Source organism: Clostridium sp. UBA7791 (assembly GCF_002480755.1).
Taxonomy (GTDB): Bacteria; Bacillota; Clostridia; order Clostridiales; family Clostridiaceae; genus Clostridium_J; species Clostridium_J sulfidigenes.
This window is the reverse complement of sequence record NZ_DLCT01000003.1, coordinates 131,916-156,458: the sequence shown is the minus strand read 5'-3', so window position 1 is coordinate 156,458 and position 24,543 is coordinate 131,916. Positions and strand designations below refer to the sequence as shown.

Annotated in this window: 18 protein-coding genes and 1 other annotated feature; of the genes, 8 read left to right on the top strand and 10 right to left on the bottom strand. The window is 29.2% G+C overall.

The window, feature by feature from the left end:
• Positions 1-29 precede the first annotated feature (29 nt).
• On the top strand, positions 30-644 hold the full coding sequence (locus B3Z56_RS02310; RefSeq protein WP_346878158.1) for a 4Fe-4S dicluster domain-containing protein: 615 nt from the start codon (positions 30-32) through the stop codon (positions 642-644).
• A 46-nt stretch (positions 645-690) separates the two neighbouring features.
• Here the strand turns inward: B3Z56_RS02310 and B3Z56_RS02305 are convergent, their stop codons facing one another.
• The 4 genes from B3Z56_RS02305 to addB form a co-directional block, all read right to left on the bottom strand.
• The gene (locus B3Z56_RS02305) at positions 691-858 is read right to left on the bottom strand and encodes a hypothetical protein (protein WP_156964387.1); all 168 of its coding nucleotides are present in this window, start codon (positions 856-858) and stop codon (positions 691-693) included.
• A gap of 111 nt (positions 859-969) precedes the next feature.
• A complete protein-coding gene (locus tag B3Z56_RS02300) occupies positions 970-2,589 on the bottom strand; it encodes a hypothetical protein (protein ID WP_346878157.1) in 1,620 nt (539 codons plus the stop codon).
• A gap of 148 nt (positions 2,590-2,737) precedes the next feature.
• Positions 2,738-6,646 carry a helicase-exonuclease AddAB subunit AddA gene (gene addA, locus B3Z56_RS02295; RefSeq protein WP_346878156.1) on the bottom strand — a complete coding sequence of 1,303 codons (3,909 nt, stop codon included), beginning with the start codon at positions 6,644-6,646 and terminating at the stop codon, positions 2,738-2,740.
• Complete coding sequence (gene addB, locus B3Z56_RS02290) at positions 6,639-10,109, bottom strand: helicase-exonuclease AddAB subunit AddB (protein ID WP_346878155.1); 3,471 nt, start codon at positions 10,107-10,109, stop codon at positions 6,639-6,641. Before addB ends, addA begins: the two co-directional genes overlap by 8 nt.
• A 559-nt stretch (positions 10,110-10,668) precedes the next feature.
• On the opposite strand from addB, the gene atoD reads away from it, so the two are divergent.
• From atoD to B3Z56_RS02275, 3 genes are all read left to right on the top strand, one after another.
• Positions 10,669-11,322 (top strand): acetate CoA-transferase subunit alpha, encoded by a 654-nt coding sequence (gene atoD, locus B3Z56_RS02285; RefSeq protein WP_035135146.1) that lies wholly within the window; start codon positions 10,669-10,671, stop codon positions 11,320-11,322.
• A 1-nt stretch (position 11,323) separates the two neighbouring features.
• Positions 11,324-11,983, top strand: coding sequence for a 3-oxoacid CoA-transferase subunit B (locus B3Z56_RS02280; RefSeq protein ID WP_035135145.1), 660 nt, complete (start codon positions 11,324-11,326; stop codon positions 11,981-11,983).
• A gap of 81 nt (positions 11,984-12,064) precedes the next feature.
• Complete coding sequence (locus tag B3Z56_RS02275) at positions 12,065-12,346, top strand: late competence development ComFB family protein (protein ID WP_346878154.1); 282 nt, start codon at positions 12,065-12,067, stop codon at positions 12,344-12,346.
• 52 nt (positions 12,347-12,398) lie between these two features.
• On the opposite strand, the gene B3Z56_RS02270 is transcribed toward B3Z56_RS02275, so the two are convergent.
• Positions 12,399-13,778 carry a CCA tRNA nucleotidyltransferase gene (locus B3Z56_RS02270; protein WP_346847703.1) on the bottom strand — a complete coding sequence of 460 codons (1,380 nt, stop codon included), beginning with the start codon at positions 13,776-13,778 and terminating at the stop codon, positions 12,399-12,401.
• Between the two features lie 195 nt (positions 13,779-13,973).
• Between B3Z56_RS02270 and B3Z56_RS02265 the strand changes: the two genes are divergently transcribed.
• Both B3Z56_RS02265 and B3Z56_RS02260 read left to right on the top strand, forming a co-directional pair.
• On the top strand, positions 13,974-14,246 hold the full coding sequence (locus tag B3Z56_RS02265) for a hypothetical protein (protein WP_346847704.1): 273 nt from the start codon (positions 13,974-13,976) through the stop codon (positions 14,244-14,246).
• 17 nt (positions 14,247-14,263) lie between these two features.
• Positions 14,264-15,169, top strand: a complete 906-nt coding sequence (locus tag B3Z56_RS02260; RefSeq protein ID WP_346878153.1) for a polysaccharide deacetylase family protein — start codon at positions 14,264-14,266, stop codon at positions 15,167-15,169.
• Between the two features lie 138 nt (positions 15,170-15,307).
• On the opposite strand, the gene B3Z56_RS02255 is transcribed toward B3Z56_RS02260, so the two are convergent.
• Both B3Z56_RS02255 and B3Z56_RS02250 read right to left on the bottom strand, forming a co-directional pair.
• On the bottom strand, positions 15,308-15,868 hold the full coding sequence (locus tag B3Z56_RS02255; RefSeq protein ID WP_346878152.1) for a phosphatase PAP2 family protein: 561 nt from the start codon (positions 15,866-15,868) through the stop codon (positions 15,308-15,310).
• 69 nt (positions 15,869-15,937) lie between these two features.
• Positions 15,938-17,284, bottom strand: a complete 1,347-nt coding sequence (locus B3Z56_RS02250; RefSeq protein ID WP_346878151.1) for an SH3 domain-containing protein — start codon at positions 17,282-17,284, stop codon at positions 15,938-15,940.
• A gap of 257 nt (positions 17,285-17,541) precedes the next feature.
• Positions 17,542-17,790: a binding site (T-box leader), on the top strand.
• A 154-nt stretch (positions 17,791-17,944) separates the two neighbouring features.
• On the opposite strand from B3Z56_RS02250, the gene thrS reads away from it, so the two are divergent.
• The gene (gene thrS / locus B3Z56_RS02245) at positions 17,945-19,882 is read left to right on the top strand and encodes a threonine--tRNA ligase (RefSeq protein ID WP_346878150.1); all 1,938 of its coding nucleotides are present in this window, start codon (positions 17,945-17,947) and stop codon (positions 19,880-19,882) included.
• Positions 19,883-20,024: 142 nt separating this feature from the next.
• On the opposite strand, the gene B3Z56_RS02240 is transcribed toward thrS, so the two are convergent.
• Together B3Z56_RS02240 and B3Z56_RS02235 are read right to left on the bottom strand one after the other, a co-directional pair.
• Positions 20,025-20,156: a hypothetical protein gene (locus B3Z56_RS02240; protein WP_346847709.1), complete on the bottom strand. Its 132-nt coding sequence runs from the start codon at positions 20,154-20,156 to the stop codon at positions 20,025-20,027.
• Positions 20,157-20,159: 3 nt separating this feature from the next.
• On the bottom strand, positions 20,160-21,503 hold the full coding sequence (locus B3Z56_RS02235) for a helix-turn-helix transcriptional regulator (RefSeq protein ID WP_346847710.1): 1,344 nt from the start codon (positions 21,501-21,503) through the stop codon (positions 20,160-20,162).
• A 352-nt stretch (positions 21,504-21,855) separates the two neighbouring features.
• Between B3Z56_RS02235 and B3Z56_RS02230 the strand changes: the two genes are divergently transcribed.
• On the top strand, positions 21,856-23,529 hold the full coding sequence (locus tag B3Z56_RS02230) for a M4 family metallopeptidase (RefSeq protein ID WP_346878149.1): 1,674 nt from the start codon (positions 21,856-21,858) through the stop codon (positions 23,527-23,529).
• A 69-nt stretch (positions 23,530-23,598) separates the two neighbouring features.
• Here B3Z56_RS02230 and B3Z56_RS02225 read toward each other — a convergent pair whose 3' ends face one another.
• Positions 23,599-24,540: a C39 family peptidase gene (locus tag B3Z56_RS02225; protein ID WP_346878148.1), complete on the bottom strand. Its 942-nt coding sequence runs from the start codon at positions 24,538-24,540 to the stop codon at positions 23,599-23,601.
• Between the last annotated feature and the right edge of the window lie 3 nt (positions 24,541-24,543).

Below are 24,543 nucleotides of genomic sequence, written 5' to 3'. Positions count from 1 at the left end.
ATTATATTTTATAAAAGGAGAATATATTTATGACTAATTATACTAAAGATATTACTAAGGCCTTTGATGAAAAATTAGATGAAACTTCAATAGAATTAAGAAGAAAGGTTCAAGGCTTCTTATATGATAACTGTGAGTCTATTTTTAAGAGAAGCACACTACCTACACCGGCAGAAAATTATAATGAAAATGATTTAACTAAACTAGTAGATATAGTAGACAAGTATAGTGAAATATATAAAGATTCAATAGGAATAATTAATGGTACAAAAGTAGATTTAAATCAACGTGAATGTATAGCATGTACAAGATGTACTAAATATTGTCCTAGTCGCGCCCTTGAAAAAATAAATAAAGAATTAGTCCTACATGAGGACAAGTGTTTAAGATGTGGAAATTGCATTGGCAACTGTTCATTCTTAGCCCTATCTTCAGCAGGAACAGGATTAACTATTTATATTAATAGTACAGAATTAGCCTGTCCTCCACACATATTACCTAAATTTTATGGCATAGAGGAAATTCCTAAGGTAATGGATAAACTTTTATCCTTCTATAATGCTCATAAAATCCAAGGGGAGGCCTTTGCAACTACTGTTTATAGAATAGGTTTTAATAACCTTTTAAATTATATTGAAGACTAAAAAGAAAGCCCAGAAAGGAACTACCCTTTCTAGGCTTTTGGTATTATTATCTAATAAGTAAGTAAATAAACCCTAAAATTACAGCAACAATAATTCCAGTAGCTATCATATTTGCTTTAAAAGAGTGATTATAATAATATTTTTCTGTATCAGCACTTCTTCCCTTAAACTCTGAATCCTTAGCATTAGCTCTTTTAAACAAATCCACTGACATAATACCAACTCCATTCAATTTAAAATATTACTTATATTCTGTTAATTGTACCACCTAGTGTAGTTAAAAAATTTATTAATACCTAAAAGTATCTAAAAAGTACTTATAAGTTTATATAGTATTAATTGCCGTATAATAATTCTTCTCTTCTGATTTTGCATATTCTAAATTTTTTCCTATACTTTGAAATAAATGATCAAAATAAGTTGTAAAATCTCCTTGAAGAGTTTTTAATAGTTTTTCTTTTATTAAAGCTACATTGTTATAAAGTTCTTCCTTTTTTCTTTCCAATGCCTTAAAGTCACAGTAATATTCACCTTTGAATATACTATCTTCTTTAAAATCCAACTGAAAATACTCCTTTAAAATATCTTTTTCATCTAAAATTAATATATTAGATATATCTATACAGTACTTCTTTAGCTCATTATAATTACCATACATCTTATTCCATTTATTATATAAATCCATAATTAAGCCTTGATTATATACTTTTATATTTCCTCTATAGCTATCTATAGATTTAAAAACATTAATACCACTGATAGATTTCATATTATCCATGAGTATATCTATAATAGAGTTATAATAATTATCCTTTATGGACTTCAATGAAGATTTAATAATTTCACAAGTTATATAATTAAACTTATCTTGAAAACTTCTACACATGGCATAAAACTCTTCTTCACTATTTATATAATAAATTAGTCTAGTAAATTCATTATAAAATATACTGTTTATACTGAGTTCTATTTCATCTGTTATTTCATCAAAGCTAAATTTACTTATATTTATCATCATATTTAAAAAGTCATGCTCTAAGGAAAACACCTTATATCCTATGGTACATTCTCTATTTTTCATAGAATTATCGTAAGTAGTTGTATATCCTATTGATTCTATTTTAGTTAAATTTGATTCACAAATTTCTTTGGCTAAGTATTTATTTAATTCTTTTTTATAAATTTTTATTCTTTTAGTAAATTCATCTCCAAAGGCTTCATTAATTAAGTTAAGTAGTACTTCTATAAATTCTTTCCTTACCACTTCTGATATCTTTTCTTTTAAAGCATCTAAGGAATTTAAAATCTTATCTTCTTTAATAATTATTTTATCTGAAATATCACCCTTATTTAAGGTATCTATTCCCCTTAAATCAACCATTAATTCTTTGAATGTATTCCAAATAAACCTATGATAAGATTTTATTTCTTCTTCTAAAGCACCCATTACAATGTTTTTAAGATGAACAACTCCTATTTCTATGTATGATAATGTCCCTTCCATATCCTCATAAACATATCTATTTAGTTCATTATATATTTCTTTTTCACCATGCTTCATGTGAAATGTATACACCTCTAGCTCAAATTTCTTTTTAAATAGATTTAACCTAGAATTTATATTTTTTTCTATACTATCTAAAATATCATGGATGAATTTCTTATCTATTTTTACTTCCTTACTTAAAGCATTGCAGCTTACCTTATGATCTTCACTAGTATGTACTTTATGAAAAACCTCTTCAATTCTTTCCTTTTCTTCTACTATAACAAAGGTATTAAAATCTCCAATGAACTTCTTTGTTGTAGACTCTGTAATAGAACTATCATATTTAAAATAGCTTGAAAATTCTTTCTGTAAATATTCAAATATCTCTACAATATCTAGATACAAGTTTATTTTATTATACAATGAAGTTACTAGTGTTTTATTTACCTCTTCCATAAGTGCTCAACTCCAATACTTTAATTGAATAACTTATTCTACAAAATACATAAAACTCCTTGTTTCAAAAATAATTCACTACAGAAATCTATTAATATTCTCCTCTAATAATAAAAGGTATGCCTCATTTTATGGCATACCTTTTCTATTATTCTACTTCAACTTCTTTATCTAGTGAAAATAAGTATAAGTATTTCCTTACTTTTTCTTTCTTAAAGGCATCTTTTATAGCTTTACTATAATAATCTAATTGCACTTTATATCTTTCTTTAATTTCTTCTATATTATCTGCTTTTACATAATCAGTTTTATAGTCTAAAATAATCCCTTCTTCTCCCTCTTCAAAGTAACAGTCTATAACTCCTCTTAAAAGCATCTTTTCCTCTAAGTAAGTTTCTTTACTAACATTAGGATAAATAGTAGAAGCACTGATTTCCACTCTAAAAGGCAGCTCTCTTTTTAAAGAGTTTTCTTTAAAAGCTTCTATTACTTTTTTTCCTATGTTACTCTGTAAAAACTTAAGAATTTTATCTACCTTAACTGATTTTGCTGCTTCAAAGGTTATTAACTCCTTCTCTACCATGGTATTAATTTGCCTTGTAAGGTCATCTTTAGAAAGGTCACCACTTAGGTCTAATCTTTGCATTATATTGTGATAAGCAGTTCCCACCTCTGATGGAGTTAATCCTTTTTTTTCTTGAAGAAATAGTGGTGTTTGCATTAGAGGCCTAAACTTTCTCGGTCCTTCTACTTCATCTCCATAGGTTATAGTTTTATAATTATCTTCATCTAAACCATCACCTTCTATATATAGATTATTTTCTCTATTGGTTTCTTGTAGATTATTGTGAAGCTCTTTTAACTCTGTAACAGTTATTACTGTAGGCAGCTTTGTTGCTTCCTCATATTTATAAGTAAATTCTAATCTTTTTTTAATTACTTTATAATAATCTTTACTTATATTTTCATCAGCATTATCTAAAAGTTTATTTATTTTTTCCTTTACTGGCACTTCTTCTAAGGCTGCATCTTCTATTTCTTCAAAAATTTCTCTAGAATATATACCTACCTTAAATCTACTATGATCTTCTTTAAAATCTTCCTTTAAAATATTTTCATTATAATGCCTTAGGGGTTCTCCAGCTTTATGATTTATAAGAGAAGCTCCTATCCAATCCATATAATTTTTTTGATTTTTTACATAGGTTGATTTTATACTTCCATTTTCATCTATACCTGCCCCAGACCATTTTTCAATTTTCTTATCTAGAGCCTTACCACTTCCAACTAAGATTAATTTTTCCTTTGCTCTAGTTAGGGCAACATATAAAAGTCTCATCTCTTCTGACTTGTTTTCCCCTTGAATTTTTTTGCTTATAAACTCCCTTTGAGATGTGTTATAACTAACTCTATTATCTAAATCAATATAAGTAGGTCCAAAACCTAATTCATGGTGGAATAGTATCTTGCCTTTTAAATCACCTTCATTAAATCTTTTACCAAGACCACAGAGAAATACTATAGGAAACTCTAAGCCCTTACTTTTATGAATACTCATGATTCTTACTACATCTTCATTTTCTCCTATGATTTTAGCACTTCCCATATCTTCACTACTAGTTTTTATATTATTGATAAAATTTATAAAATTATATAAACCTCTATAGCTAGTTCTTTCAAAATCCTTAGCTCTCTTAAATAAAATTTTTAAGTTAGCCTGTCTTTGCTCTCCTCCAGGCAATGCTCCCACATAACCGTAGTAGCCTGTATCCGTTATGATTTCCCATATGAGCTGATTTATAGGGGTATATTTACTTTCTAATCTCCAGTTATTTATTTTATCTAGGAAGGTTTTTATTTTTATTTTTAGACCAGTATTATTATAGATTTCTTCCCAAGTATCACTAAGGTTTTCATCTTCATAATCCTTTTTCTCATAATCTAAAAGGCCTACCATGGCATGATAAAAACTCACATTTTTATTAGAAATTCTTATATCCGCTAACTCTTCTGTAGTGAATCCACCAATAGGTGACCTTAATACAGCAATTAGAGGAATATCTTGTATTGGATTATCTATAATTTCTAAAGCACTTATAACTGTCTTTACTTCAAGAGTATCAAAATACCCCCCTCCCCCTTCTGAGAAAAGAGGAATTCCTACTCTTTTGAATTCTTCTATAAATATAGGAGAAAGCTTATTACTTGACCTTAAAAGAATAACCATATCTTTATAGGTAGCTCTTCTATAATCATCTAAGTTCTTATCATATACCTTTAATGAATTTTCCCCATGATGCTCCATTAGCTCTCTTATTCGTTTTGCCACAAATCTAGCCTCTAGCTGCATAGAATCTAGTTCTTCTTTATCCAGTTCTTCCTCACTACTTGTGATATCACTTTGTTCTTGAAGCTCTTCTTCTATTTCATTATTTTCATTAGCTTCAACATCTTCATAATCAAGGTTTATAAGGTTAAATTCCACCTCTCCACCAATATTACCTTCACCTAAAAACTCTTTATAACTGGTCCCAACCTTGAGCTCTTCACTTTCATCATAGGCTAGTTCCCCTACATCCTCACTCATAACAGCATTAAAGATATAGTTTATCCCGTCTATAACCTCTCTTCTACTTCTAAAATTTTTATGGAGAGTAATAAGAGCATTATAGTCATCTCCATTTTTAGTGTAGGTTTCTTTCTTATTTTTAAATAGCTCGGGCTTTGCCATTCTAAACCTATATATACTTTGCTTTAAGTCTCCAACCATGAATACGTTTCTTGTATCCTTTTCTGTTCTACAAATAAGATTGATTATTTCTTCCTGAACACTATTTGAATCTTGATATTCATCTACTAGTATTTCTTCAAATTTATCTTTAAGCTCTAACGCAATGCTTGATAGTTTATTTTTATCCTCCTTATATCTTAAAATTTCAAGGGCAAAATGTTCCTGGTCATTGAAATCTATGATACCTCGTTCTCTCTTTTTCTTATCAAAGATATCTTTAAATTCTATTACTAGGTTTGTTAGTTCCTTCATTAGTGGATAAAGTTTTTTAGTAATTTTAATATTTTCCTCAGAAGTAGCATTTAATATCTTACTCTTTACCTCCACATATATTTCCTTAGCAGCATCTCTTAAATTCTTGGCTTTTTTTTGTATTACTTTCTCTTCCTCTGTTAACTTTGTTAAAGTTGGAATTCTTCCAAAACCAGTTTCTTCAATGTATTGTCTATCTTCCTTTAGTTCACCTTCAATTATTGTTAAAGTTCTCTCTAATATTTCTCCATCATTTTCAAAGGCAGCCTTATATTTATCAATAATAGGATTATTTAGTACAAAATCTAACCCTTCATTATTTATCTCTAAAGCATTTATTATATCTTCTCTTAATTCTTTTAGTAAGGCATCCTTAAAAGGTAATTTTTCAAAGGAAAAATCTTCACCCACATTGAAAATTTCGGATTTGGATTTTAGCCAAGCTACAGGAGCACCCATACTCATAGAAAAGTTATATAATCTTAGCACCATTTCTGCCAATGCTCTATCACTTTTATTATCACAATAACTCTCTACTAGCTCTATAAATTCCTCTTTTCCTTCAATATATTTCCCTTCCATAAGTTCTTCTAAGGCTTCTACCTTTAAAAGATTTATCTCCGTAGTATCCCCAACTCTAAAGTTTGGTTCTATATCTAATTGATGAAAGTTATTTTTAATTAGGTTTAAACAAAAGGAGTGAAGAGTTGATATACTTGCCTTATTAAGAAGTATTAATTGAGTTTGGAGGTTTCTATTATTAGGCTCCTCTTTAATTCTTTTATTAATAGCTTCTCCTATACGTTCTCTCATCTCTGCCGCTGCTGCATTAGTGAAGGTTACTATAAGTAATTTATCAATATCCACAGGATTATCTCTATCTGTGATAATTTTTATAATTCTTTCAACTAAAACTGCAGTTTTTCCAGAACCTGCTGCTGCAGATACTAATGTGTTTCTATATCTAATATCAATGGCCTTTTGTTGGTCCTCTGTCCACTTTACGCTACTCATTACCTTCACCTCCTTTTCCCTCTACTTCAAGCTGCTGAAGAAGTTCTTTTTTATTTTTTCTAGGCATTACTTTAAAATTATTAATCCCCATTGTTTCATCAAACTGACATATAGAAGAAAACTCACAAAATTCACAGTAATAGCTTTTTCCATTTTTACATGGAGTTACTTCTATAATTCCCTCTAACATATCTTCACAGACTTTTCTAACCTTTTCCTTCATGTGACTTCTAAGCACATTAAAACCTTCATAGGTTATCACTGAGCTATTATTCTTTGAAAATTCGGCTTCATCACTACCCTTTTTGGGTTTATTTAAAGCTACAGGAATTATGGAAGAGGTTCCTCCTTTTTCTATGGTTTTATCCATTTCCTTAATTACCTTTAAATCTCTTATGACGATTCCCTTCATTTTTAACGCCTTTAATACTTCTTCTTCTAAATTCTCCATGGTAAGTTTTTTAGACCCATCCATTATTGGATCATCTACAGAAAGATATACCATAGCTCCTGGCATGGTTCTTCCTTTTCCTTCCGATACCACTGGTTTTTTAGACACTTTCTCTTGTTCAAGAGTTAAAATTGCATCTAAATAAGTTAGTAACTGAATTTTTAATCCATTATATACATCATTTATATCTAAGTCTATTTTTCCTGTTTTATAATCCACAACTCTATAATAATTAACTCCATCTATTGAGGTTTTATCCACTCTATCAATCTTTCCTTGTAATTTTACTACTTCTCCTGTGGATAAAATTATTGGTATTGGTGGATAATAATCATCTTTTTCAAATCCAAAGGAAATTTCATAGCCTATAGGCTGAAAAGTTCCCCTTTCCATCTGCTCATTAATAATTAACACCATTCTGTATAAAATTCTTTTTACCCTTGTAGCTACATATTCATATCTCTTAGAACTTTTTAATATTCTATGTTCCTCAGAATTTATAAGCTCTGATATAACATCACTTATAACTCTTTCACAAAATTCTTTATCTAAAGTTCCCCACACCGCTTTTTCTTTCTCTACTCTTTTAGAAAACTTTTCAAGGCCTTCATGAATTAGATTTCCAAAATCCAGGGGTGCAAAGGTATAAATCTTTCTTTCCTTAGCTTTAAGACCATACTTTACAAAATAGCCAAAGGAGCAATTTGCATAGGCTTCTATTTTAGATACACTGAGACTTTTCCCATATAATTGCCTTATTTTATCTTTACTTATGGCTTCTATATGATTTTTATATGTAAAGCCACTTATTACCTTGAGAAGTTTTTCTCTATATTCTGACTCCTTATAATAATATCTATATATCTCCTTCCAAAGGTCTGTTATCTCATCTTTCTCTATATATTCATGGAGCTTTTTTATTAAATTATTAAAGGTAGGAGTTTTTCCTACTATGCCTTTTTTATCTTCTCCAACTTCATCCTTTAATATATCTGTATTCTCCAAAACATTAGGAAATAAGGCTTTTAACCTTGAAATCACCATGGAATATCTCTTAGCCTTTCCTTCTAAATCAGCAATTGGATAGGTAATATATAGTAGATTACTTGCAATACTTAGCAAATTGTATATTAAATATTGTTCTCCAAAGGCTAGTTCAAAGCTATTATCTGCCACACTTATATTATTATTTTTAAACACTATTCTATCATTATCATTAAATAGACCTTCATCTCCTGTAATCCTTGGAAGTACCCCATCATTTACACCAACAACTATAGCTACCTTTACCTCTTGAGCCTTTATTCTCTCAGCACTTCCTACCACTACTTGATCCATAGATGTAGGAATTAACCCCATTTTATTATGGGATATGCCCATAGATAGGATATTATTAAACTCTTCAATGGTCACCACTTCTTCTCCAAGAATATCTACAAACTGATCTAAAAGCTCAATAAGCATATTCCAGATACTACTATACTCATCCACTAATAAAAGATTATTATCTCTTTTAAATTTCTCTATATATTCATTTACATTTTCATAAACTCTATTATCAACTAAGAATTTATAAATACTTGAGCAAATATCTTTAACCTTATGTTTACCTTTTAATTTCTCCTCTAATTTAATGAGAGGCTCTATTCCTTTATTTTTTATTTCTATTATATTCTCATACTTAGAACTCTCTCTCCAATACTCATCATTATCATCTATCCACTTTTTCCTAGTTTTAATACCAAACTCTAAAACATAATTCTCTAGTAAATCTACTTCTGATGGTGATAAATTTGCAAAACCACTTTTAAAATAATTAACTATGGAATTATCTCTAAAGCCTTTAGAAAATATGTTTAAAAGTGAAGTTATATATATAACCAATGGATTTGAAGCTATATCTTCCTTATCATCAATAAAAAATGGAATCTCATATTCTTCAAATATTACTCTAACTATGTCCTTATAATTTTCCAAATCTCTACTTATAACTATAATGTCCTTATATCTAAAGTCCTTCTCTCTAACTAGTTTCAATATTTCCTTGGCTACATATTCTACTTCTCCATAGGGATTCTGAGCTTTAAATATACTTATATTTTTTGTAGGAGTTTTTAATGCTTTTCCCCTATTATTAAAGTAGTTTTCCTCTAAGAAGGACAATTCCTCACTTTCTTTAAATCTATGTCCAATGTGTAAATGAAGATTATTTTTAGGATAGTATCCATAATCTTGTGCAAGTTTTGTAAGCTTTTCTTCTGTAGTATAAATTGGATAAAAAGGATTAGTATCCTCATTTTTATCTTTGACCTCATCCCCACCATAGGGTATTGTTATATTGACATTGGCACAAACTCTTAAAAGTTTTCCTATGATGTCATATTGCTGAGGAGTGAAGCCACTAAATTCATCTATCCACACTTCTGCTCCCTTTAAAAACCTACTTTCTTCAATCTTTCCTTTTAAAATGGTTAAATTATCTTCAGGATCAAAATATCCTTCACTAAGTTTATCTTGAAACTTTGAATAAATTGCTTCAATATCACTTAACTTATCCACTAGTAGTGAACTTTCATCCACATTTTCCTTTAAATCTTTAAGAGTCTGTGGAGTAATTTTATGTCTTTTAAATTCCGTAAGTACTCCTATGATTTTATCTATAAACCCCTTTTGTTTTGTAGCTTGTTTAAATATGCTAAGTTTATCTTTTGACTCATCTATAGCTCTTCCTACAATTATTGCTTTTCCTGTATCATTCATGTACTTATGAGTTACTCCACCTACTTCATTAAAAATAGTAAAAGCTAATCTTTTAAAACTTAAAAGATGTACATTATTTATTCCAGTGGCACCAATCCTCTCAATGAGAGCCTTCTCTGCTCTAAAGGATAACTGCTCTGGAACTATTAATATTAATGGAGTTTTATTATCAAAGGATTTTTCATAGATTTCTTCAATACAGGTATAACTCTTACCTGTACCTGCTCTGCCGTAAATAAATCTAATTCCCAAAATCTCACTTCCTAACTTTTAAATATCCTTATATATTTCACAATTTCTTATAGTGTCTTTCTTACTTTATTATTACCTAATTATAGCATAAGCCAATGATTCTTTTTTAATATCCTTAGCTTATTTATAAGTATCTAAACATCTCTATACTTACCCATTATTATAATTAAATCAAAAATAATAAATCTATAAATTCTTTCTCTTTTAATACAGCTTTTCTTCCACTTTTAAAATATCAAAATCCCTGAAACCCTTGTGGCGAGAACAACTAGTTAACTAGTTATATATTTATATAGTTTCCTAGGTAACTAGTTTTATATTTATCTATATAAATAGTTCCATATATACCTATTTATATAGATAGATATATTAAATGAAGAAAATATAGTTTTAAGTATTTCGTGTAATATTTAACAAAATTAGACCTTAATAATTTAAAATAAATAATTTCATTAGTTTTTTAATTAAAAATTTAATCAGCCTTTATACATTGCAAAATATTTAAATTAGGGGTAAACTAGTATGGAAGAAAATTTTTTATTTATGGAGGGTTTAACATATGAATAAACTTATTTCAATTGATGAAGCAGTTGCTAAAATTCAAGATGGAATGACTGTTATGATTGGTGGATTTTTAGCTGTAGGTACTCCAGAAGCTATTATAGATGCTTTAGTTAAAAAAGGCGTTAAAGATTTAACTATCATAGCAAACGATACTGGATTTCCAGATAGAGGTATTGGTAAGTTAATAGTTAACAAACAAGTTAAGAAAACTATTGCATCACATATTGGTACAAACAAAGAAACTGGAAACCAAATGAATTCTGGAGAAATGGAAGTAGAATTATCACCTCAAGGAACTCTTGCTGAAAGAATCAGATGTGGCGGAGCTGGTCTTGGTGGATTCTTAACTCCAACTGGCCTTGGAACAATTGTACAAGATGGTAAAGAAGTTATTACTGTTGATGGACAAGAATACATTCTTGAAAAACCTCTTAAAGCAGATGTTGCTCTTTTATTCGGTTCAAAGGTTGATAAAAAAGGAAACGTATACTACAATCAAGCAACAAGAAACTTCAATCCTTTAATAGCTACTGCTGCAGATACTGTAATCGTTCAAGCTGAAGAGCTTGTAGAAGTTGGAGATATAGATCCAAACGTAGTTATGACACCATATATCTTTGTTGATTATATAGTAAAGGGGGAGAACTAACATGGATAAGAACATGATAAGAGAAGTCATTGCTAAAAGAGTTGCAAAAGAACTTAACGATGGAGACGTAGTTAATCTAGGTATAGGTCTTCCAACAATGGTAGCTAACTATATACCAGAAGGCATAGATGTAACATTACAATCTGAAAATGGATTCATAGGAATTGGTGCTGCTCCTGCTCCTGGAGAAGAGCAAAAAGACCTAGTAAATGCTGGCGGACAACATGTTACTGTTATCCCTGGAGCTGCATTCTTTGATTCTTCTGTATCTTTCGGAATAATCAGAGGCGGTCATGTTGCTGCTACTGTACTTGGAGCTTTAGAAGTTGACCAAGAAGGAAACCTTGCAAACTGGATGATTCCTGGTAAAATGGTTCCTGGAATGGGCGGAGCTATGGACCTAGTTGTTGGCGCTAAAAAAGTTATAGTAGCTATGGAACATACAGCTAAAGGTAATCCAAAAATATTAAAGAAATGTACACTTCCTTTAACTGCTGCTCATCAAGTAAACTTAATTATTACTGAAATGGCAGTTCTTGAAGTAACTTCAGAAGGTCTTGTTCTTAAGGAACTTGGACCAGAAGCTACTATTGAAGATGTAAAAAATGCAACACTTGCAGATCTTATAATCCCAGAAAACGTTAAGAAAATGGAATTATAATTTTACTTAAAATAATTAATTAAAGTCTATTGGTAATTAAAAATAATTACCAATAGACTTATGTTGGAAAGGAATTTTTTTATGCCACCTTACAAAAATTATGCAGAAGATCAAGTTGAACATGTTTTAAAAAGTGTGCTTAAAGATTATCCTAATATTTGCACTTGTCAAAAGTGCCTTGATGATATGTCTGCTCTTGCCCTAAATTCTATAAAACCCAAGTATGTGGTTAGTGAAGAAGGTAAAATTTATACTACTGCTTTAAATGAAATTGACAAGCAAGAAGAAATTTCTATAACTGCTCAAGTTATTAGAGCTGTAGAAAAAGTTTCAGTAAATCCTAAACACCATGAATATAGATAAGGTAAGAGACCCTATGATTAACTAATTGATTAAATCATAGTGGTCTTATTTTTTATTTATTTTCATTGCTTTTATACTTTTCATATATTTCTTTTACATATATAGTTAGCTTTTCTTTATTATTATATTTAGGATCTTTAATAACCATTTCTAATAATTCATCTAATATTTTTCCTATTACTATGCCTTCTTTTACCCCTAAATTTATTAAATCTTTTCCTGTAATTTTCAAGTCAGTCTTCCTATAGACTTCTTCATTTTTCATAATTTCATCTAAAATTAATTCTATTCTCGTCTTATTTAAATTGAATTGAGTTATCATTTCTAAGTTTTCTTCTTTTAAAAATGTTTTCGTTATATCTTTTACAACTATTAATTCTCCTAATACATCTAATCCTGTTCCTTGTAATAGCCTTTTAAGATATGCTTTATCTTCATAAATTGGAGTATCATAATATGCTATAAGTGTACTTACGTTCTTTATTGTCCTATTATCATAATGAAGTTCTTTAAGAATTTCTTTACATTTAATGCTTATCTTTATGTCTTGCTTAGGTATTAACTTAGATGTATTCTCTTTATAATCAATTCTTATATTATTTTCATCTTTATTACTTTTTAATATATAGTACAAAAATACAGTTAATCTCACATAAAGTTTTTTAGGACATCCCTCTATAACCTTAATACATTCTTTTACCTTAAAGAAATCATAAATATATTTTTCTTTATCTTTATATAGATAAGGTACTAATATAGGCATAATTCCCATACTAAGCATATATTTAATTCCATCACCAGGGTAATCAGATAGTATTAGCTTATTTAACTCTACAATTATTCTCTCCCTAGAAATTTTCTTAAAAAGCTCCTTGTTATTCTCTATGGCAATTAGAGTTTCTTTTTCTATTTTGTAGTTTAACTGTGCCATAAATCTCAATCCTCGCATTATCCTTAATGAGTCTTCTTTAAATCTTTTATTTGGTTCTCCTACACACCTTATAACCTTATTTTCTATATCCTTAATTCCATTAAAATAATCTATTATTCCTATTTTATGATTATAAGCTATAGCATTTATAGTAAAATCTCTTCTTCCTAAATCATCTATAAGTTTTGAAGTAAATTCTACTCTATCTGGTCTTCTCCCATCGGAATAATTCCCATCTACTCTAAATGTAGTTATTTCTACTGCTTCATTTTCCATTAATACTACCACTGTTCCATGTTCAATTCCTACATCTATAGTTTTTTTATCTATAAATATTTCCTTTATTTCCTTTGGAGTTGCTGAGGTACATATGTCCCAGTCATTAGGCTTTTTACCTATAATACTATCTCTTACACACCCACCTACTATGTACGCTTCAAAGCCATTTCTTTCTATGTCATTAATACAATTCTCTATATACCTTGGCATGTTAATATACATACTTATACCTTCTCCTTAAATACACCTATTTAATTTTACAATGTAATTTATACCACAAAACTGTTTACAATTAAATTTAAAATATAAAAAACAACAAAAAAGTTTTCAAATTGTTACTATTTCGTAATGATTATACATAATATTTCCTTTATAATTATTAGTATAAAACATAATAACTAATTAAAGGAGATTCTTATGAAAAATACTTTATTTCATTCTAAAAAACATAATAACTCACATGGTAAACTCTGTGTAATGGCTTCTATATTTTGCTTCATATTTATAGGAATTTCAGTCTTTGCTAATTCAAAGGAGAAAGAATACCAGTTTAAAAATAATGAATTATCTACTGAAATAGAATCCCTTAAAGCTACAAAGGCTAATTTACATAAAGCAAATAAGACCTTGCTAGAGTCAAGTTCAGATTTAGATGCCTTACTTGACGAACTTGCTGAAATTAATAATTAACATAAGGAGCTAAAATCATGAATTACAATATTAATCTTGAATCATCAAAAGGGAATATTAGAAGAAGAAGAAAGAAACCCTCTATATTAAGTATTATATCCTTATCAGCTTTATGTTTATGTTTTTTTATATCAGTATTAGCAACAACAAAAATGTTTGTATCTTCTAGTAAGCAAAGTAATCTATTAAAAGAAATCGATTCTTTATCATCGTCTAACAACTCTATACTTGCAGAAAATATTAAGTTAGAAAAAGAACTAAGTGAAAAACAATCCGCATATGATAAGGCAATGTCACAAAAAAAGATTGCTCATTTAACCTTTGACGATGGTCCTTCATCTAATACCTTAAAACTGTTAGATGTACTTGACAAATACAATGCTAAAGCGACTTTTTTTGTAATATACAAAGAAGGCTTTGATGACATTTATAGAGAAATCGTTAATCGTGGACATGTTCTTGCTAACCATACATATAGTCATAATTATCAAAAGATTTATTCATCTACTAAGGCCTTTATTAGTGATGTGGAAGCTCTTGATAATAAGCTAAAAGAGATAACCGGTAAAGAACCCTCTAAAATTTTACGATTCCCAGGTGGTTCAAATACAGGATATATGAGTGAACATAAAAATATGCCTCATTGTATTTTTAAAGCCCTAAAAGACCGTGGGTACACCTATTTTGACTGGAATGTTGATTCTTCAGATGCTACTAAGGTAACATTGGATGAAAAAAGTATAATAAAAAGTGTTCTTGATGGTAGCTCTAACGTTAATACAGCTAATATATTAATGCATGATACAAACTTCAAATATACCACATTAGATGCAATGCCAAAAATTCTTGAAGGTTTAAAAGCTCAAGGATATGTATTTAGACCTTTAAATCACAATTCAGCTGATATTCGTTTTATAAATTAACAATTGAATTTTATAACTTTACCCAATTACAAAATCTATTTATAAGGGTTGTTTCAAAATAATTCACTAAATCTTACTAAGTATTGAGCTTGTACTTTAATAAAATTTAGTTTATTTTGAGACATCCCTTTAGTTATTTTATATGCTAATATTCCATTTTTTTTCTTTTCGTTTATTAATTTTCCCCATTATATACACAGCTAGAATTCCACTTACAAGTCCAACTACTGCTCCACCTAATACATCCGAAAAATAATGAACATACAAATATATTCTAGAAAAACCTATTAAGATTGCCAAAGATATGAAATAAAACTTATATCTCTTAATATATGTGGAAAGTACATATGCTACAGCTATAGAAGATGCAGTATGCCCTGATGGAAAAGAAAAACTAATAGGCAGTTTTATTAGAGGATTATCTATAGGATATGCAATAATGGGTCTTACTCTCTCCACTAAATGCTTTATTACTCCCTCTGTTAAAATTGTACCTATAGATATTGCTAGTAAACTTGTTATTCCTACTTTTCTATATTTTTTAGTGCATATAAGAATAATGCTAATTGCTATCCATATAAACCCTGCATCTCCCAGCCTTGTTATGAATGGCATCATAGTATCAAAAATTTTATTCTGTAACCCAAAATGTATAGCATCAGTTATACCCTTATCTATTCCGTATAGCCACTGATTCATTAGTTTATCCCTTTCTTAAATAATCTTTTCTATATTTTGTTTTTTGTTACTATTACTTTGCTTCTAACTTTAATTGAATATGTCCTTAATTCCAATAATCTCTTCAACATATGGTTTTCCACTAGAGGTGTATATCTCTTTTAATTCAGATACTGTTACACCCTTTATTCCTAAGTATATCTTTTCTTCATTAACCTGTTCCTTCTGCCCTTTATTTTTCTTTTCATAATCCTTTTTATTTACAAATACTCCTATAACATCGTGAATTATATAATGACTATTTTTATAATTCCCTATGAACATAGCTACATGCCCATTTAAAAATATAAGGGTTCCAGGTTTCAAGCTATCTACCATTTTCAATCTTTCATGATAAGTCATTTCTTTATGAACAAGCAATGTTTTCCCAACTGATTTTTTTAATTGATCACCACTATTTCTTGGAAATTGTATTCCAAAACTTCTAAAGGTATCTATGATAAGGGAAGAACAATCTCTTCCATTGAATTCTCCACCCCACCCATACCTTTCTCCTTGGAATTTAAATATTTGTTTTAATATATTACTTCTGTTACATTTTAAATATCCTCTATGAACATCTTCATTGTATGGAATTAAAATATTAGTAAACTTTAATTTACTATTACTTTCTCTTAGTGGATACTTAACTACATAATTACCTTCACTATACATATCATAAATTAATTCTTCCTTGCTCAAATTAGTTTCTATTGGTAGTTTTACTCCCATATCAATATCTAAATTTCTTAATGCCTCTATAAAAGGATTATAACCGAGATTTATCTTTTTACCTGTAACTACAATGAAATCTTTGCATTTACAATATTCTTCTATTTCTTTTTTACTTCCAAAAGCTATATTCTCTTTTTTAATCCATCCTAAATAATTATAGGTTTTGCAAAAACACCATTTTCCATCTTTACTAAAAGCATATATAATACAAGGTTCCGCTGCATATATAGCACTTTCCATAAATCTGTCTAAATCATATTCTTTATCCCCCTTAAACACTCTATCACTAGTAGGAAATGTTCTTATACTTCCCCTCTTTACCACCAATCCATATTCTATAGAAATCTTGTCCTTTATTTCTTTTAAATTCATATCATCAATAAGTTTATCATAATATTCCTTGTTTACTTTACTACCATTCTTGTATCTATCACCTTCCGGAATCTTACTTACACAATTTATCATAGTAACTACATATTCTTTAGCTACTTCATTGGGTTCATTAAATATATCATAAATATATCCCTTTTTAATTCCTTCAGCATTGTACTTTTTTATTTCATCCTTAGTGAGAATAATATCTTTACTTCTCTTGCATAATTTTATCCATAAATCACTATAGTACATTTCATCCATAACATTTAGATTAGTATTAAGATTCATAGTATATCCTCACCTCTAATTATATATTTTCACTTAAATATTTCTTAATTTCAAGCAATCCTTAATATAATTATACTATTTATTTCGCTAACATATTATAAATTTACATAAATATAAATTAAATGTAATCCTTTCTTATTATTCTTTATTTACTTAACAATTTATGTTGACATTAAACATATATATGTTAAAATAAAGTTAATAATTTCTGCATCATAACCTAAGATTTATGATATAATAGAATAATAACTAATAATATTATCGCAATGAAGAGGACAGTAGATATGTCACTTTATTTACAGAGAGAAAGCACAGTAGCTGAAATTGCTTTTAAATAAATCATGTTGAAGACCACCTCTGAGTGACTCTAATAAAGTCCGTTAACTACGTTATAGTTTTTAAAGTGGTCCTTTATATCAATTTGTTAAATTAGTTATCTTTATAATCTAATTTTAATAAGTTTAAGGACAATTTGGGTGGAACCACGGGTATACCTCGTCCCTTTTCTTTATGAAAAGTGACGAGTTTTTTTATTTTATATAAGATGAAACTACATCTCACATACATTCGGTGGAGTAAGTTCGAGGAACCAAATCAAAGATTTGGACTCTCACTTAAAGCTTTTGGCTAGAATATTAGATATAGAAGGGAGATTTTTAAATGATTAAAATTACTTTAAAAGATGGATCAGTTAAAGAATTAGAAAATGAAATGAGTATTATTGAAATTGCAAAAAGTATTTCTGAAGGACTCGCTAGAGTCGCTACAGCTGGAACAGTAAATGGAAAAACTGTAGACCTTCGTTATATAGTTAAAGAGGATTGTGAATTGAATATTTTAACTTTTAATGAGGATGAAGGTAGAAGAGCTTTTAGACATACAGCTGCTCACATATTATCACAAGCTGTTAAAAGACTATTTCCTGAAGCAAAACTTGCTATAGGACCCGCTATAGATAATGGCTTCTACTATGACTTCGACCTTGAAGGTGGATTTTCTAACGAAGATTTAGATAAAATAGAAGCTGAAATGAAAAAAATAGTTAAGGAAGATTTATCAATTGAATGTTTTCAACTTCCAAGAGAAGAAGCGATTAAACTTATGAAGGAACAAGATGAACCTTATAAGGTAGAACTTATAGAAGATCTACCAGAAGGTGAAATCATAACTTTCTATAAACAAGGTGAGTTTACTGACCTTTGTGCTGGGCCTCACTTAATGACTACAAAACCAGTGAAAGCTTTCAAGTTAACTAAACTTGCAGGAGCTTATTGGAGAGGAAACGAAAAAAATAAAATGCTTGCTCGTATTTATGGAACTGCCTTTACAAAGAAAGCAGAACTAGATGAATACCTAGAAGCTGTAGAAGAAGCTAAAAAACGTGACCACAATAAGCTTGGAAGAGAACTAAAGTTATTTACTACCTCTGAACCAATAGGTCAAGGTCTACCTCTTCTAATGCCTAAGGGTGCTAGAATTGTTCAACTTCTTCAAAGATGGGTTGAAGATGAAGAGCAAAAAAGAGGCTACCTTTTAACTAAAACACCATTAATGGCTAAAAGTGATTTATATAAAATATCTGGACACTGGGACCATTATAAAGAAGGAATGTTTGTACTAGGTAATGAAGAAAAGGATAATGAAGTATTTGCATTAAGACCTATGACTTGTCCATTCCAATTCACAGTTTATAAAGCTGAATCTAAAAGTTATAGAGACTTACCTCTAAGATATGCTGAAACTTCTACATTATTTAGAAATGAATCTTCTGGAGAAATGCATGGATTAATTCGTGTAAGACAATTTACAATTTCTGAAGGTCACCTTGCATGTAGACCAGATCAACTTGAAGATGAGTTTAAAGGGGTAGTTGACTTGATTAACTATATGCTTGATACTCTAGGTCTTAGAGAAGATATTAGTTATAGATTATCTCTATGGGATGAAAATAATAAAGAAAAATATATTGGAGAACCTGAAGCTTGGAATGCAGTTCAAAATAAGATGAGAGAAATCTTAAATCATCTTGGAATTGAATATACTGAAGCTGTTGGTGAAGCTGCCTTCTATGGTCCTAAACTTGATCTTCAGATTAAAAATGTTCATGGTAAAGAGGACACTATAATTACAGCTCAAATAGACTTCTCTCTTGCTGAAAGATTTGGAATGACTTATGTAGATAAGGATGGGCAAGAAAAATATCCATATGTTATTCATAGAACTTCTATTGGTTGCTATGAAAGAACTCTTGCCCTTCTTATTGAAAAGTATGCAGGAGCATTCCCAGTATGGCTTGCACCAGTTCAAGTTAAACTACTTCCAATCTCTGAGAAGTATCATGACTATGCTGATGAAGTTTATGTTGAACTTAAGAAAAATAATATTAGGGTTGAAGTTGACTACAGAGCAGAAAAAATTGGTTATAAGATTAGAGAAGCACGTAATGAAAGAGCTCCTTATATCTTAGTTGTAGGAGAAAAAGAAGCTGAAAATAAAGAAGTTGCAGTAAGAAGCCGTAAAAACGGAGATGAGGGTTCAATTTCTATAGATAAATTCATTGAAAGAATTGTCAAAGAAATTGATAGTAAAGAAAGATAATTGAGTAAACAGAATTTAATGTAACTAAGGACTGAGATAATCTCAGTCCTTTTATTATACTAATTTTTAATTCTATATGTAAAAAGAGCTATTTTAAAATAGATAGCTCCATATTAAAATAGCCACTTTCATTAACTATAAACTATAGTAATTCACTTGAGCTAATACTTCCTAATAGTGGTGGATGTTCTCCATTTTTAGGAATACCAATAACTGTTGCACATAGTAAAACAAAAACTCCTAGTACACACATTTTTTTACAGAACTTACTCATTTATCAAAGCACCTCCTTTATACATATTTTATCATTGAAAGAAACAGATTGCAATAAATGTTGTATCATATATAAACACTTTTCAGCCTTTTCATATTCTTTATTTTTAAAATAAAGTTCTTGAAGTTTAGTATAATATTTTATCTTCAAATCTGAATTATTAGTATTTTTCAAAACCCCAATAGCAGCTTCTATAATCTTTTCTAATTCTTCTTTCATATTTAATTCACAGTAAATTTTCTCAAGGAGTTCATAGCCCTTAAATATATACTCATAATCATTATATTCGTTAGCTTTTTCAATACCAAGTTCTATTATCATTATAGCTTCGTCATAAAGCTTTTTATTAACATAGATATTGGCCTTTTCAATTAAGGTGTGAGATACATTTTTATTATCAACCTTATTTCTAATTTGTTGAGATTTATTATAGTAATCCAATGCCTTAGATAATTTTTCTTCTCGTCTATATAAGGAACCTAGATTGTTATATATGAGTCCTAGTATCTTAGTACTTTCCTCATCATTTTCTTCCTTTACTATTTCAATTAACTCCTGAAGTATTGTTATAGCATTATCTATTTCATTTAATCCTTCATAACAGTTGGCCTTTAATATATTCACATAAACATAATTTAAAAATCTTTTTTCCATGTCAATCCTATGAATAAATTTATTTATAATATCTATAGCTTCTTGAAATTTATTTATACAGCTATATGCTACTGACAAATTATATGTAGCATACCTTAAAACCTTTTCATCCTTAAACATTTCTGCATTATATATTGCTTTATTAAAATATACAATAGCCTCTTCATAGTCAAGAAGTAAAAATTTACAATAACCTAATCTATTATAAACGTAACATATTTCACTATTTAGCTCTTCACCTCTTAAAATATCCATAGAATAAAAATAATTTTTATAGGCTTCTAGATATTGATTTTCTCCAAAATAAAGATCTCCCTTTCTTCTGTATACCTTGGCTTCAATTGAATTTAAGTTATACTCTTCTCCAATATTCATAATTTCGTTTAACTCATCCATGGATAAATCATTTTTAAGGATTTTTTCACAATATAATTTAGCATCTTCTTCCACACTTCTTGAAAAATAATCTTCTTCTAGCTCTAATTCAATATTCAATTCTTTTGCTTTTTTCATAAACTTTTCGGTAATAATCTTTGATGCCTGTAATGTAATATTCCTTCTTCCATTTTCCAATAAACCTAAATATCCTCTGGTAAAATGAGAATCTTGAAATTCTTGCTGAGTCATTCTTAGTTGTTTTCTTAATAACTTTATTTTTTTATTTCCACTTATAAACTCCACACTTCTATCCATAGCCTTCTTATTAAACCCCTTCTATACCTAAGTTTTAATTTTTTATTTTCTACTTCATCTTAAATCATATCATTTTTAAATTCATACTACAATAAATTGGATACTACATTTATATATAATATGTATCTCAAATACATATTATTCCATAAAAATATATTCTTTTTTTATACCTTCATAGAATTTTAAGATGAAAATAAAAATTTATTTACAAGATACTACATTTTTCGTGATACAATATGTAATATTCAGTGTTTCACTGTAAACTGTTAAAGTAATTTGACTTAAACTTTTTATAGCATTTTTGATACAAAAATATATAATAAAAGTATAATATTAATAAGGGGATGATCTTATGGACAAAAAACTAATTTCAATTCTTGCAACTGTAGCTTTAGCTGCAACCTTCACTTTTCAACCTGTAAGTGCACAAGGCTTAGAAAAACCTACAAAAAATAAAGCAGATATCTTAAATGAATTCAAAAATTTAAACAAAGGTAAGGAGAAAGTTCACATTGACAACAAAGATGGAATGAAACTATTTATAAGCGGTATCCTATCGGAAACTGTTAATCCATCTTCTAGTAGTGTTATTGATTTCTTAAATGAAAACATGTCACTATTCAATATGAAAAATATTAAAAATAACTTTTCTCTTATCACTGCTGAACAAGATGATTTAGGATTTACCCATATAAAACTTCAGCAAACCTTTGACGGAAAAAAAGTTTATGGAAAAACTATAACTGCACACTTTGATAAAAATGGTGTTATTACTGGACTAACAGGAACTTTGGAAAATAGAATATCCTCAGTAACTAAAAAGAATAATAAACCTCTTACTGCAGATAAAGCTATAGAAATAGCTAAAGCTTCTAAGACATTTACTGAATTAACAGAAGAAGTCAGAGCTGAAAATTATATATACTTCGACGATAAAAATGCTTATGAAGTTTATAAAATAAATCTTGCTTATGATCTTCCTGAAATGGAAAGCTGGGAAATTTTTGTAGATGCTTATAGTGGTGATATTATAAAAACAGAAAGTTTAATAAGAGAAGCCGGTCCAGTTACTGGTACAGGCATTGCTGTAAATGGTACTACTAGAGAGTTAAATTTATACCAAAATAAAACTAACTCATATCAATTAAAAGATACTACTAAACCTATGACTGGAACTATAAACACTTATACAGCTAACTATAGAACTACAACAACGGGTACTTTAATGACAAGTTCTAGTACTACAGTTTCTGATAAAGCTGCAGTAAGCGCCCATAGCTATGCAGAAGTTGTATATGATTTTTATAAAGATTTATTTAATAGAAATAGTTTAGATAATAGAGGCATGTCTTTAACTTCTGTTGTACACTATGGCTCCCGTTATAATAATGCTTTTTGGAATGGATATAAAATGGTCTATGGTGATGGTGATGGATCCTATTTTGCTCCATTATCAGGAGATCTTGACGTAGTTGCTCACGAAATGACTCATGGAGTGACTTCAAACTCTGCAGACCTTGCTTATGAAAACCAATCTGGAGCATTAAACGAATCTATGTCAGACGTTCTAGGTGTTTTAGTACAAACCTACGACAAGTACAATGTTGCAAATGGAGGTCAATGGACATTCAATTCTTCTGATTGGGTAGTTGGAGATGAAATTTATACTCCAAAAGTATCAGGAGATGCGTTAAGAAGCTTAGCAAATCCAACACTATATGATCAACCTGCTCACATGAATAATTATCAAAATCTACCAAACACAGAATCTGGAGACTGGGGTGGAGTTCACATCAATTCTGGAATTCCTAATAAAGCTGCTTATTTAGTTGCTCAAAATATAGGCTGTGAAAAAACTGCTGATATATATTATAGAGCATTAACTGTTTATTTTAACTCCACTACAAATTTCTCTCAAGCAAGACTTGGTTTAATACAAGCTGCAACAGACTTATATGGAGCAAATTCAACTGAAGTACAAGCAGTATCTAATGCTTTAACATCAGTTGGAATTCTAGGTAACTAGCAGTACTCCTATTTATAAAAATTTAAACTCTATATCTAGTATTATGATTAGATATAGAGTTTTTTATTTTTATTTATAATAGGATAATGCCTTTTCACCCATCTTAGTCCATACTGACTTAAATGTGCTTTTATCAACCTTTGCATTTTTAACTCCAGTTAAAGGATCATTATAATATATTGAATTCTCATCCATACCTGTGATTAATACTGCATGTTGAGTAAAATAAGATTTTATAACTGTTCCATTACTGGTCCAAGTATGAGAGACTTTTGGTTCTTTAAAAGTAGATGTTATCCATACTACAATTGGTCTTCCACTTGATAGTACATTTTCCAACTCACCATAATCACACCCTGTCAAATCTAGTGCTTTATCTGGTAAGTATTCATTTATTACTGGTGCAAGAGCCACAGGATCTATAGAATATCCAGGAGTTTTACCTGTTATATCTCCAACAAATCCCTTCTTTGGATTTCCCCATTCTATTATACTGCCTTTTGAGTCATATTTAATTGGAGTTAAATCCCTCTTGACCTTTCCAATTACAGAATCCTTACTAACGTTAACTCCTGCATAATTTAGCATCATAGTTAAGGATGTTGCCTCACATCCATTTTTATATTCTGGCAACTGATTAATTATAGCTACATCTAGATTTATTTGCTTTGATGCATTTAATGCTTTTTCTAATTCATCTTTCTTTCTCTGAAGCTCTTCTTCTTTTAATCGCTTTTCTTCAGCCTTTTTAGCTTCTGCTTCTTCCTTAGCTTTTCTTTTAGCTTCTTCTTTTGCTGCCTTTTCTTCTTCTTTTTTCCTTCTCTTTTCTTCCTTCTCAAGCCTAGCTTCTTCCTCTGAACTTATATAACTAACATTGCCCTTACTAGCTAAAAAACTCATATGATCTTGAAGAGCACTAACCTTTTTACTTTCATAAATATATATGTTAAATGTAATTGTTAATGCTACAAAGGAAAGTGCTAATATAAACAATGCAAAAAGCTTTTTCATAGT

Excerpts from the sequence above, each read along its gene's own strand:
- B3Z56_RS02310 (WP_346878158.1), top strand. The coding sequence starts at position 30 with ATGACTAATTATACTAAAGATATTACTAAGGCCTTTGATGAAAAATTA.
- B3Z56_RS02305 (WP_156964387.1), bottom strand. The coding sequence starts at position 858 with ATGTCAGTGGATTTGTTTAAAAGAGCTAATGCTAAGGATTCAGAGTTT.
- B3Z56_RS02300 (WP_346878157.1), bottom strand. The coding sequence starts at position 2,589 with ATGGAAGAGGTAAATAAAACACTAGTAACTTCATTGTATAATAAAATA.
- addA (WP_346878156.1), bottom strand. The coding sequence starts at position 6,646 with ATGAGTAGCGTAAAGTGGACAGAGGACCAACAAAAGGCCATTGATATT.
- atoD (WP_035135146.1), top strand. The coding sequence starts at position 10,669 with ATGAATAAACTTATTTCAATTGATGAAGCAGTTGCTAAAATTCAAGAT.
- B3Z56_RS02280 (WP_035135145.1), top strand. The coding sequence starts at position 11,324 with ATGGATAAGAACATGATAAGAGAAGTCATTGCTAAAAGAGTTGCAAAA.
- B3Z56_RS02275 (WP_346878154.1), top strand. The coding sequence starts at position 12,065 with ATGCCACCTTACAAAAATTATGCAGAAGATCAAGTTGAACATGTTTTA.
- B3Z56_RS02270 (WP_346847703.1), bottom strand. The coding sequence starts at position 13,778 with ATGTATATTAACATGCCAAGGTATATAGAGAATTGTATTAATGACATA.
- B3Z56_RS02265 (WP_346847704.1), top strand. The coding sequence starts at position 13,974 with ATGAAAAATACTTTATTTCATTCTAAAAAACATAATAACTCACATGGT.
- B3Z56_RS02260 (WP_346878153.1), top strand. The coding sequence starts at position 14,264 with ATGAATTACAATATTAATCTTGAATCATCAAAAGGGAATATTAGAAGA.
- B3Z56_RS02255 (WP_346878152.1), bottom strand. The coding sequence starts at position 15,868 with ATGAATCAGTGGCTATACGGAATAGATAAGGGTATAACTGATGCTATA.
- B3Z56_RS02250 (WP_346878151.1), bottom strand. The coding sequence starts at position 17,284 with ATGAATCTTAATACTAATCTAAATGTTATGGATGAAATGTACTATAGT.
- thrS (WP_346878150.1), top strand. The coding sequence starts at position 17,945 with ATGATTAAAATTACTTTAAAAGATGGATCAGTTAAAGAATTAGAAAAT.
- B3Z56_RS02240 (WP_346847709.1), bottom strand. The coding sequence starts at position 20,156 with ATGAGTAAGTTCTGTAAAAAAATGTGTGTACTAGGAGTTTTTGTTTTA.
- B3Z56_RS02235 (WP_346847710.1), bottom strand. The coding sequence starts at position 21,503 with ATGGATAGAAGTGTGGAGTTTATAAGTGGAAATAAAAAAATAAAGTTA.
- B3Z56_RS02230 (WP_346878149.1), top strand. The coding sequence starts at position 21,856 with ATGGACAAAAAACTAATTTCAATTCTTGCAACTGTAGCTTTAGCTGCA.
- B3Z56_RS02225 (WP_346878148.1), bottom strand. The coding sequence starts at position 24,540 with ATGAAAAAGCTTTTTGCATTGTTTATATTAGCACTTTCCTTTGTAGCA.